This window comes from Metamycoplasma alkalescens, assembly GCF_900476125.1.
In the GTDB taxonomy this organism is placed as follows: Bacteria; Bacillota_I; Bacilli_A; order Mycoplasmatales; family Metamycoplasmataceae; genus Metamycoplasma; species Metamycoplasma alkalescens.
Genome location: NZ_LS991949.1, coordinates 694,374 through 706,277, shown reverse-complemented (window position 1 = coordinate 706,277; position 11,904 = coordinate 694,374). Strand labels below are relative to the sequence as shown.

11 protein-coding genes are annotated in these 11,904 nt (G+C 23.7%); 6 read left to right on the top strand and 5 right to left on the bottom strand.

The genetic code is table 4. The annotated features are described in order from the left end of the window. The first annotated feature begins 2 nt into the window (after positions 1 to 2). The 4 genes from D2845_RS03010 to D2845_RS02995 are packed head-to-tail and all read left to right on the top strand — an operon-like array spanning position 3 to position 3,659. Positions 3 to 710 carry an ABC transporter ATP-binding protein gene (locus D2845_RS03010; protein WP_110858084.1) on the top strand — a complete coding sequence of 236 codons (708 nt, stop codon included), beginning with the start codon at positions 3 to 5 and terminating at the stop codon, positions 708 to 710. Beyond that, on the top strand, positions 685 to 1,908 hold the full coding sequence (locus D2845_RS03005; RefSeq protein WP_170107385.1) for an aromatic motif membrane protein: 1,224 nt from the start codon (positions 685 to 687) through the stop codon (positions 1,906 to 1,908). The genes D2845_RS03010 and D2845_RS03005 overlap by 26 nt, the downstream gene beginning before the upstream one ends. Further along, positions 1,895 to 2,743, top strand: coding sequence for an aromatic motif membrane protein (locus D2845_RS03000; RefSeq protein WP_110858086.1), 849 nt, complete (start codon positions 1,895 to 1,897; stop codon positions 2,741 to 2,743). The genes D2845_RS03005 and D2845_RS03000 overlap by 14 nt, the downstream gene beginning before the upstream one ends. Continuing rightward, entirely contained in the window at positions 2,727 to 3,659 is a 933-nt protein-coding gene (locus D2845_RS02995) for an aromatic motif membrane protein (protein WP_110858087.1), read from the top strand. The genes D2845_RS03000 and D2845_RS02995 overlap by 17 nt, the downstream gene beginning before the upstream one ends. 50 nt (positions 3,660 to 3,709) lie before the next feature. Here D2845_RS02995 and pepF read toward each other — a convergent pair whose 3' ends face one another. Both pepF and D2845_RS02985 read right to left on the bottom strand, forming a co-directional pair. Next, complete coding sequence (pepF, locus tag D2845_RS02990) at positions 3,710 to 5,536, bottom strand: oligoendopeptidase F (protein ID WP_110858088.1); 1,827 nt, start codon at positions 5,534 to 5,536, stop codon at positions 3,710 to 3,712. A 29-nt stretch (positions 5,537 to 5,565) separates the two neighbouring features. Next, positions 5,566 to 6,087 carry an adenine phosphoribosyltransferase gene (locus D2845_RS02985; RefSeq protein WP_110858089.1) on the bottom strand — a complete coding sequence of 174 codons (522 nt, stop codon included), beginning with the start codon at positions 6,085 to 6,087 and terminating at the stop codon, positions 5,566 to 5,568. Positions 6,088 to 6,280: 193 nt separating this feature from the next. Here D2845_RS02985 and D2845_RS06795 point away from each other — a divergent pair, with 193 nt between their 5' ends. Both D2845_RS06795 and D2845_RS02975 read left to right on the top strand, forming a co-directional pair. Then, entirely contained in the window at positions 6,281 to 7,054 is a 774-nt protein-coding gene (locus D2845_RS06795) for a DUF2779 domain-containing protein (RefSeq protein ID WP_110858090.1), read from the top strand. 55 nt (positions 7,055 to 7,109) lie between these two features. Then, a complete protein-coding gene (locus D2845_RS02975) occupies positions 7,110 to 8,840 on the top strand; it encodes an MATE family efflux transporter (RefSeq protein WP_110858091.1) in 1,731 nt (576 codons plus the stop codon). Here the strand turns inward: D2845_RS02975 and D2845_RS02970 are convergent. The 3 genes from D2845_RS02970 to D2845_RS06790 are packed head-to-tail and all read right to left on the bottom strand — an operon-like array spanning position 8,837 to position 11,903. After that, on the bottom strand, positions 8,837 to 9,643 hold the full coding sequence (locus D2845_RS02970; RefSeq protein ID WP_002881650.1) for a hypothetical protein: 807 nt from the start codon (positions 9,641 to 9,643) through the stop codon (positions 8,837 to 8,839). The two genes, D2845_RS02975 and D2845_RS02970, sit on opposite strands and share 4 nt — an antisense overlap. Positions 9,644 to 9,655: 12 nt before the next feature. Continuing rightward, complete coding sequence (locus tag D2845_RS02965) at positions 9,656 to 11,128, bottom strand: hypothetical protein (protein WP_110858092.1); 1,473 nt, start codon at positions 11,126 to 11,128, stop codon at positions 9,656 to 9,658. Positions 11,129 to 11,153: 25 nt separating this feature from the next. Further along, complete coding sequence (locus tag D2845_RS06790) at positions 11,154 to 11,903, bottom strand: phosphotransferase (RefSeq protein ID WP_110858093.1); 750 nt, start codon at positions 11,901 to 11,903, stop codon at positions 11,154 to 11,156. Position 11,904: the final 1 nt, after the last annotated feature.

Here is an 11,904-nt window from a genome sequence, read left to right as displayed (position 1 = left end):
TCATGGATAAAATCTTAGAAGTCATTGATCTAAAAAAAATTTATAAGAAATCAAATCGTGGTGTCAATGGTATCAATCTAGCAATTGAGCAAGGTGATTTTCATGCTTTTATTGGTGAAAATGGTGCTGGAAAAACAACAACAATTAAAACAATTATTGGTGCCTATGTTGATTACCAAGGAAAAATTTTAATCAATAAAATTAATACTAAAGATGCAAAATCTCGTTCAATCATTGGATACATTCCTGAAGTTGCAAATTTTCCTAAAGAATTAAGCACATTTGATTATCTTTATAATTTAGGAATCCTTTCAAATATCAAAAAAAAGCAATTAATTGAGCAAATTAATAAATATTTAAAACTCTTTAAAATTGAAAATCTAATCCATGAAAAACCATATTCATTTTCATCTGGTCAAAAGAAAAAAATTCTTTTAATTCAAGCATTATTGCATCACCCTAAGCTCTTAATTCTTGATGAACCGGCTGCTAATTTAGATCCAACAGCAAGATATGAATTATTTGCTTTATTACAAGAACTTAATCGCAAAGATAAAATCACAATCTTAATTAGTTCACATGTTCTATCTGAAATTGATAGATATGTAAATTCTGTAACACTTATTCATAATGGAAAAATTTTATACACTGGTAAAAAAAATCAATCCCTTGAACAATTGTTTTATGAAAAAGTTATTTCTAGCAACTAATTTAGCTTTCATCCCAATTCCCATTATAGCAATAAGTTGTAATAAAAAAAATCAAGATCAAAATCAAACTAGTGAATCTGCAGAAAATAAAGAAAAGTTTGAACAAAATCAACATATAAATAAACTTCTTGATTTCTTTTCAAACAATCAAAAAGAAAAAAAAGAGATTTATCTTTCACAACAAAAAAATAAATCTGATTCTAAATATGATGAATTAAAAGCTGCTTTTGTTTATGAACCAATCATAGTTCAAGATAGTATTAGTGGCGCTACGGAATATGAATTAATTATTCGAAACTCAAGAAATGTAATTAAAAATACTTTAGAAAATGATTGATATTGAGTTCTTAATAATATTAAAAAAATTGAATTTGTATATAATCCATATGAGGATGCTTATAAAGCATTTAAGAATGAAAAAGAATGATTTAAAAAAACAAATGACACCTTCAAATCAATAATTACAAAAATTAATAATAAATTCCCTAATTCACTAATTGAAAAAGAATTAAAAGATTTCGATTTCAAAGAATTTGAAAAAAAGTTTGAAAAGCAAGCTGAAGAATTGATTAAAAAATACGCAAACGATGAAGAAAAAACTAAGAAGTTACTTGAAGAATTTAGAAATAAAATGAAAAATATTCTATCTAAACTTGGTTCTTTTCCAAATATATACAAAGAAAAACAAGCATGATATTTAATTTTTGATGAAAATAAAGCAATAAGACTTTGAAAATACATTAAAAGTAATAAAAATGTTATTAGAATCAATACTGATTTATTGGTATTTAATAATAAAAATAATATTGAAGAACAAATTATTGATATTGAGAATAAAATTCATCAAAAAAGAAAAGATGATTTCGAAAGACAATTTAAAGAATATTTTGATGAATTATTTGATGAAAAATATGAAGAAATTGAGGAATCAGAAAATAAATTTAGTGAAGAAGTTGATGAAAATAAGGAAGATAATTTAGAAGAAAAAAATAAAGATGAAGAAGTTGATTTAGAAAAAAAATTTATTGCTTGAGCAAAAGATAAAAATGATGAAAAATATTTGGAATTTAAAGCAACACATAAATATAATTCATTCTTTACAAAAGTTATAAATGAAATTAATAATTATTCATGAAGCAAAAACAAAGAACTAAAAATTTTTAGATTTAGTATGAGGTCAATAGATGAAAAAAATTAAAAAACTTATTTTAATTCCTTCTTTATTAATAAATACATTAATAACATCAACTTTAGTTTCATGCATTAACACAACTGAATCAAGTGAATTAAGAAATAAAATTCCAACAGGTTTTGAAGTTAATCCAATTACAAAAAACAATGATGAAATTAGAACAAAAGAAATTTTAAATAAACTTCTTAAATTAACTTTTAAAGAAGATAAGATTAAAAAAACAAATTTTTTAAATTCACAAAATAACGATGAAATTCTGCTTTCTAATTTGAAGGAGTTAAGTAAAAAATTAATTGAATCAATAAAAAATGGAGATTCAGTTGAAAAATTAATAGATTTTTATTCACAAAATTGATTTTTTGTTCTCAAAAACATTGATAAATTAAAATGAAAATTTTTAGAATGATGAAAGTTTGATGAATATATTGATCAAACTAACAAAAAAAATAATGCAAAGCATAGTAAAGAATTTCTAGATAAACTAGAAAGATTATCGAATCCAAATGATCATATTTTTATTAATAATTATTTTGATGACCTTATTGAGGGTGGCGAATCAGCACACTATAAAGATAAATATGTCTATTACTTAAAAAAGGATAAATTAATAATAAGATTACTTATTTCAAAAAATAATGAAAATGAAGTCACTTTTGATCGAATAATTTTTTTCCCAAGATCATTGAATAATAAGATTATTGTTAAACTTATTTCAGATGCAATTCATAATGGTATTCTTCACCATAATCAGCAAGCATACAATGATTTTGAAAAAGCTATTATTGGAAATTATAATGAACCAGGATTGGGGGTATTAGTAACCAATGAAAAAATTAAATAAAAAAAATTTTTTTCTTGCGTCTTTTTTAATTCCTATATTGCCAACAACAATGATTTCATGTCAACAAAGCAATCAAAAAATCAATGAAGAAAAATTAAGTGAAATCAATATAAAAAATTACCAACAAGATAAATGAGATATTTTCTTAAAATATGAATATGTGAATTCACTTCTAAATCTTGCTTTTAAAGATAATGAGGAAGAAAAAAAACAGTATATTGAACAACAAAAAGAAATTATAAATGAATATTTTGAAGAAATTAAAACTTATCTATATTATGCTAACAACATAATTTCTCGTATTGGATCAAATGACAACGACTGAACTGATAAAAAAGACAAAGTAATTGCTATTAGTGTTTTTGATAAGAAACTCGATGAGTTATATGAAAAAAATTGATTATGATTTTTATTTAACTTAGATAAATTTATTTTTGTAAATTACAATGCTATTGACCAATTTAAAGGTAATATTGATGATTTAAATGTTGAATTTCAAAGAAATAGCTTAAATCTTGGAACTTTTAACCAACCAAAAACCAATGAAATATTACAATTCACTACCTTATTAGACGCTGAAAATAAACATAAAAAAGAAGACAAGATGTTTTTATTAACTAAGGAAGGAATTATTCTAGAAATAAAAATTTCGACAACTCTTTTAGATCAAAATAAAAAAGAAATTCCCAAAGAAAAACAAAAACATAAAATTGCAATAAACACATATTCCTATATTTATCCTAAATTATTTAATAATCAAGTACTACTAAAAAAATTTGATTTATCAAAATATGTTCAAATAAAAACATTATTTGAAAATTCAAGAACTAATGATGCAAAAAAAACGATTTTTGATGCTGAATGAGGAGGGTCTCCACTTAGTTACACAATTGTTGATATTGATAATAAAAAATAAAATCAGAGTTTTAAATTTTTAAGTAACTTAAACTCTGATTTTTTTTAATTTTAATCTTTAAAAATTTTGTTTCCTAATTTAATGTATTCATTAACTTTTTCTTCTAAAACACTAAATGCTTGTTTATAAATATCTTCTGAATAAACATCAACACCCGCTTCTTTTAAAATTGTAACTGGCCAATCTTTATCCCCTGATGATAAGAAATTATCAACATAATTTTTAAGTGCTTCTTTTCCTTCTTTTTTATATTTTTGGAAAAATACATTTGCAACAATGTATCCTAAAGCATATTTGTATACATAAAAGAAATAATAAAAATGTGGGACCATTACACTATAAACATTCATTGCATCATTGATTTTTGGTTCAATGTCAGAAATTACATATTTCTTTGCATTTTCAACATATAATTCTTCAATTGTCTCATATGAACTAAGTGGTTCATCTTTGTCAATACGATTATATAATTCAAATTCAAAATTAGATCATTGTGTTTGTCTTAAAACTGTTCCAATAAAATCATTGATACTTTCATTCAATAAAAAGAATTTTTCTTCGTTTGTTTTAGCTTTAGAAATTAAGTAGTCATTCAATAGTAATTCATTGAAAATTGAAGCTATTTCAGCTAAAAAGATTGGATACTGACTACGAAATGCACTTTGATTTTTTACTGAAAAATATGAATGCATTGAATGACCCATTTCATGACAAAGTGTATTGATTGAATTAATTGTATAATCTCAATTCATTAAAATATAAATTTTATTCAATCCATGGGTTCCACCAATTGAATATGCACCAGATCTTTTTGAAGGAACATTGATATAGTCAATTCATCTTTCATTGATTGCCTTATTGACAATTTCTGAATATTCATATGGCATGATTGAAGTAATTTCTTTTAGAATCTCTTGACCATCTTCAATTGAATACTTATTTTTTACTTTTACTAGATCAAGTGCTGTATCTCATAGTTCCATTTTTTTATTAAATTTCTTTTCAAAAAATTTCGCATGTGCTTTTCGATATTTTCTAAAAATATTGATGTTATTTAACACATTTTTATAAATGATTTCAAGTAATTTTTTATTTACATTATCATGTGACAAAATTGAATCAAGTGATGATTCATATTTTCGATACAAAGCATCAACCGAAATTGATTTTAAATGTTGATATAACATTCGCGCTAAACTTTGTTTATGCTTTAAATAACCATTTGCATAGTTAAAATAAGTTTCTTTTCTAACTCTCTCATCATGGTGTTTTAATAATGCAACGCGTGTACCTTCAGTAATTTCGTATTTTTTACCCCATTTATCATGAGCATAGCCATAACTAATCTCACTATCAGTTAAAACCCCAAATAATTCTTCAACACTCGGAAATCCATGTTGTGTTGCACTTAAATATGTTTCAGTTTTATCATCTAGTTTATGTTTTAAATCATTCAATGTTGCTTCAAGATCTTTTTTAATCTCTTTTAATTCTGGTTTATGCATTCATTTTTCAATTTTTTCTTTATGTTGTGCTACACGATTGATCTCTGAACCAAATTGTTTATTATATTCTGCTTTCTTTGCTTCAAATTCTGAAATTAATTTATTGATTTCAAAATTAACGACATTTGTATTTAACTTATTTGATAAATAATTTTCAATCTTATTGCTTAATATCAATAGTTTCTCACTAATCCTTAAAGAATCAACATAATTTTCAAAACTTTCATACTTCGAATCTTTAATTTCAATTTGTTTTTTAACTAATTCAAAATATTGGTCTTTTAATTCGTTGTATGTTTGATTACCTAAAATATCTTCAAGATCAAAACGATATTTTTCTTCAATATCTTCATATTTTGTATATTTTTTCATTTTCAACCCTCCACGCAAGAAATTAAAAATTATTTATCATTATTTTTTTCAACAAAAATTAGACTTTCAATATCACAATTTAATTTTTTTCTTGCATCAAAACCATCAAGTTCCATTAAAACAATAATTTTTAGAATTTCCACCCCTTGGTCTTTTAATAATTTTATTATTGCTTCCAATGTTCCACCCGTTGCTAAAACATCATCAATGATTACTGCTTTTTGCCCTGGTTTTACAAGATTTTTTTGAATTTCTAAAATTGAACGACCATATTCCAACCCATATTCATAACTAATAACTTCACCAGGTAGTTTACCTTTTTTTCTTACCATAATAAAAGGTTTTGATAATTTAGCAGCAACAGGTGTTCCAAATAAAAATCCCCTTGCATCTGGACCAACAATAATGTCAGCATCTTTAGCTAATTCTGACATTTTATTGATTGTATAATTCAATGCTTTTCCATTTGCAAGCAATAAAGAAATGTCTTTAAATTCAACCCCTGGTTCTGGGAAATTTTTAACGGTTCTAATATATTTTTTTAAGTCCATAATTTAATATTATATTATATTTTTCAACAAAGAAAAAGCACAGTTTTTTATCTTCATAAAAACACCAAATAAAGACATTAAAAATTAAATCTAATTGCAGATAAATTTCTTTAAAATTCAATAAAAAATAGCAATATTTTTCAATATTTTTGATCAATTACTTTTTTTATATTAAATGTTATAATGTATAATTATGAGTCATAAATACATATATATTGATTTTGAAGCAATTTCAAATCCTTTTGCAAGATTATTATCAATCCCAGCAAACACTCCATTTGCTTATTCACTTGGTGGATTAAATCATGATAATAAGTTTGAAACAAAAACTTTTATTATTGATTTTGTTAAGGGAAATTCGATCAAGGATGTTTGATCAACATTGAAACAAAAAATAATCAAGCATATTTATGAAATTGATTCAAAAGCAAAAATTGATGAAATCATTTTTATTGGTCATAATCCTACTTTAGAGAAACAAATATTAACAAAAATGTTTCCAAAGAATAGTGTTATCCCTTTGATAGATGATAAATCTAATCCGGTTCTTTCATTATCAAAATTGACTGGATCAGTATTTAAGCAAGAATATTTTTTAAATACTAAAAAAATGATTGAAAAATCCGGAATCAATATCTTAAAAAAGATGATAACAAAAAGCAATGGTTTGATTGCATCTTTTTTGGGATTTTGACTTTATGTTAATTCATTAGTAATTTTAAGATCTAATGATAAACGAAAAAAATACTTTTTAAAACTAAACAAAAATGTTGTAATCAAAGAATTACGAAAATATTCACAAGATGATGTCAATAAAATGCTATATTTGGCAGCAAATCCTGAAGAAACAAATTTATTAATTAAACGGTATTTATACAAAAAAGACTTTATGAGGTTAATTAAAAACATCAATTTCAACGATAATCTTACAATTAAAGAAATTAAACAAAAAATTTGAAGTCTCTAATAAATCACCTTTTGATTAAAAATTTTAATGAATTAAAACCCAAGGTGATTTAAGGATGATAAAAGAAACTTCAACACATAAACATAAAAATTATTTCAAAAGAGTAATTCCTCAATCAAGAAGCGATTGAAAACTATACTTTTTAAAAACTTGGCCAATTATTATTGGTGAAATTTTATTTAGTTTAAATGGTTTTCTTGATAACTTCATGGTAAGTCATATTCCATCCGGAATCGATGCACTAACATATGCAAATACATATACAGGAATTATTTATACAATTTTCTTTGCTATTCAAGGAATTGCGGCAATGTTTGTTGGTCAATATTTTGGTAGGAAGGAATATGATAAAGTCAAGCAAATTATTAACTTAAGAATCTTATTATTTTTATTCATTACAATTGCTTTTTCAATTGTTTGTTGAAGTGCACCTGATGCAATGATTCATTTAATTGGTGGTAAACAAATTAAAGGATCAGTTTTAAATGAAGCAAGAATGTATTTAATGCTAATTTGTATTGGATGAATTATTACTTCATTTAGTTTCAATACAAATATGCTTTTAAATGAAACAGGGCATTCAAATTATGCTTTTATTTCAGCTTCATTAACGCTGATCGTGAATGCAACAATCAATGCGATTTTATTATATGGTTTTAAAGGAAATGCATATTATGCAGCTTTTGGATCAATTATTAGTGGTTTAGTTTGTTTAACATCTGATTTGTTATTCACTTATTATAAAGATCGTCCAATTTTTATCAATGTTTTAAAAATTTATTATGTAACAAGACCAATCGCCAAACAAATTCTAAAAAGAATTCCAGCAATGTTAATTACAATTGCGGCAATGATTACAATTCCAATTAGAATGATTGCTTGATCAAGAGCATTTCCTGATGATTTAGTAAATGGTTCAGGAATATCACAGAAATGAATGGGGTTAAGCGCTGTAACAATATTAGGTTTGGTTGAAAGTCTTTCATCAATCGCATCAGCAATAACATCCGCTTGTTCAACCAATGTTTCTTATTTTGTTGCTGGTAATCTTGGAAAAAATAACTTTGAGGAAGCTGAAAAACATGCTTATGCACTAAGAGGATTCCATGCAATTGCAGGTTTTGGAATGTCAATGATTATGCTTGTCGTTGTATTGATCATTGCTTATAGTAAAACAACAGTAAGTGGAGCCCAAGCAAATATTCCTAACAATATTGAATTTTATTTCAAACATGAAAATAAAGAGAAATTTTTAAATAAAATATTTAGAATGCAAATAGAATCGGGAATTATTGATTCAAGAATTGTAGAAAATGCCCAAAAAGCAATAGAAACATTTAAAGATAATCCTGAAAATTTCAAAAACTTCTTAGTCTCGAATGAAGATACAAGCAAATGAATTGAAGCAATGCAAATTCAAACAGGGTTGACATTTAGAAGAATATTCTTATTCACTTGTTTAACATTTATTTTATTCAATCCACTTTGATGTTGATTCTATACTGCAGCTGCATTACCAAGAGCAGGAGGAAGAAATATCATTGGTTCAATTACAATCTTGGCTGCTTTTTGAGCATCATTTATTTGATTAATTATTTTATTATTTGCATTTGTACCAAATTTTCATTTAAGTTTAGAAATAACATTCTTATTATTCTATAGTTTTGATTTTGTAAGATTTATTATTTTTGAAATTGTTGCTTTAAAAACAAATTGAAAAAGAAATGTTACAAATGAAGTAATTAATAATTTGGATAATCAAGAAACTAAAAAAATTTCAGTCTAACTGAAATTTTTTTCTACTTGAAATTTAAATTCAATATCAAATCTTATTTTTTCAATCACACCATTTTTATTTGTTGCAAAAACTTTAATCTTATAAGTTTCATTACTAATTTTTTGATCATTTGTTTCTTCTTTAAGATATTTTGTAACCCTTGAAAAAAAATTCTTTATCTCATAACCTGCAAGTTTACCATTTGTATTATAAAAATAGAATTTTTCATCTTGATTTTTAAAGGAATAAGAAAATGAAAATTTTAAACTTGATAATTGTTGAATAAAATATTTGAAATCGATATTTCGATTTTTTTCTTGATTAAAATCAGCAAGTTTTTTTACCAAATCAATCTCAATAATTTCTTCATTATTTGAAGTTTGATTTAATTTCTTTTTTGTAATTTGATTTGTATTAAAAAAATCACCAAATCTATCTCCTGTTCGATAAAAAGAAAAATTATTTGACATATCAATTTGATAGTCGTCTTCCTTTTTTTCAATTTGAATTAGATCTTTGAAATTAAAAAGTTTGCTTGATTCAATTTCTTCATCAAATTTAAATAAAATTTCTTTCTTATTTTCATCAATCGGAATTTCTTTTTTAATAACTGCATCATTAAAATCAAAAATATATTGATTTTTTCTTGGTTGTTTGGAAGAAAAAAAGATTGAAACAATCGGAATAATTGTCAAGGCACCAATTAATCCTGTGAACATCAAAGCTGTTGTCACCTTACGACATTTTTTTTGAGATTTCTTTATTTCTTCTTTTGTTTCCAATTCATCTTTTCTTATCTCATTTTCTTCCATAGAACCTCCATTTTATTTAACTTTGATGCGGTTTTTAATCAAAACATATTTAATTTTTTTAATAATTAAATAATTTTTTTCATCATGGTTTTTTAATTGTTTATTTTGCAAATATATTAAAAATAAAGCAATGATTTGATATTTATAAAAGTCAATTGGTTTTGAATTACAATATACTGCTCAAAATAGTTCCTTTTGAACTTTATTAACATTTAAATTTTCAAACATAATTGCAATATCTAAAAATCTTGATCCTTTTGAAGCAAGTGATCAATCAATAAAATATATATTTTGATTTTCGCCCCAAAGAATATTTTTAAAACTTAAATTATTATGACAATTGGCATCAATTTTTATTTGCTTTAGTCATAAAAAAATTAATTTAATCAAATCAAAATCATCCATTTCTTTTTTGAAATCAACAATATTCGTTTTTTTGATCAATCATTTGATGTATTTATCAAGTACAAAATCAGGAAAATTAACATGTGAATCATGATATGTTTTCATAATTTTGGCAATTAGTTTAATTGATTTTAAACTAAGTTCAAAATTTCCCTTGTTATTTAATCATCTTCAAATAATTTTATTTTCATCTTCATAAATATATGTAGGAACAAAATAAAAATTCTCAAGTTCACTTAAATTCAAATGGTAATTAAATTTATTATGCTTCTTAAAAACAATAAATTTGTTATTTATTGTTTGGTTGTTTTTTAAAAAAACATGTGGACTTGGCATTTTTTTCTGAATATTTTTAATATTTAAATATATATCTTGATAATGTGCTTCTTTATAGCGTTTAAACAAATAAACATAGTCATTGAATTTTTCTTTATCTAAATTAAAAAAATCAATTATTGTTTTTTTATCAATACCAATATTGAAATATAAAGCAACTAAATCATAATATTTTGAATTCAAAGTTACTGCTTCAAAATCAACTAATTTGATATAACCAAATTTGTTAATAATAATGTTATTCTTTCTTATATTGTTATGACTTAAAACTAATTCATCATTGCTATATTTTTTAACTAGTTTTTGGTATCTTTTATCCTTAATATTATATTTATTTCAATTAAATTTTTTAATCTCAACATTTCTTTCTTGAAATTTTTTTAAACAATTCAAAATTGGATTAATCAAATTGCTTTCTAGTCCAATTTGAAATAAATCTGATCCAGGAAATCATTTTTTTATAAAAATTCCATTTTTAATAAATAAATAATCATTTAGTGTTTTTGCTAATTCATATTCATTTTCAAATAATGAAAGAAAACCATCACTTGGAATTCTTATTTGAACCCAAGTATCAAGATATTTCGCAATAAAATACATATTATTATTTTTTGTAAGCTGAAACTTTGCTTGTGTAATATTATTTGCAACTTCTGAAGAAAAAGCAGCTGATATTTTTTCATACATTGCATCTATTTTTTCAATATGTTCTTCATTAACAATATTTTTTTCTTTCAAATTCATAAAAACTTCTTTTTAATTCATTAATTTAAATTTGATATTTTTGATTATATTCATTAATTAAATTATCAACCCTTTGAAGATACACTTGATCATCAAAAGGTTTAGTTTCATGCTTATTAATTCATAAAACAATCAAAGCATTAACAAGAATCTTATGAACTAATAAGTATTTTTGCTCAAAATCATCACCATATGCATCTAAAAAAATTTTTTCTTGTTCTGCATTCAAATTCGATGATTCAATAAAATAAGCTAAATCAAAATGTACATCACCCATTGTTGCATATTCTCAATCAGTAATAAAGATTCCCTTTTTATTTTCAATCATATTAAAAAGTCATAAATCATTATGCACAGGTGCTGAGTTATCAATATTTTTTAAAAACAAGTTAAGTTTCTTATAATGCTTATCCAAAATAGGAATTTTTCTTCCTAATTTTGAAATTTTTTCACGATAGACCTTAAAGCGCCTTGCCAATTGATTCTCTTTATAAAAATCTAATTTTGAATTATGCAACGTAATTAATTTCTTGCCGATCTCTTTTAATTGATCATTGCTTATTTTGGTTCCAAATAGTGTTTTGCCTTCAATTCATTCACTAATAATTTTTTCATGATCTTCATAAATTGTTTTTGGTGCAAATTCAAGAGCATTAAAAATTACATTTGGGGTTTTATGATTAAATGAATCATAATTTTTTATTTTAATAAATTGATTTTTTTCTTTATCATAATAAGTTTTATTGGTAAATCCTTGGTTTTTTAATAATTCCATT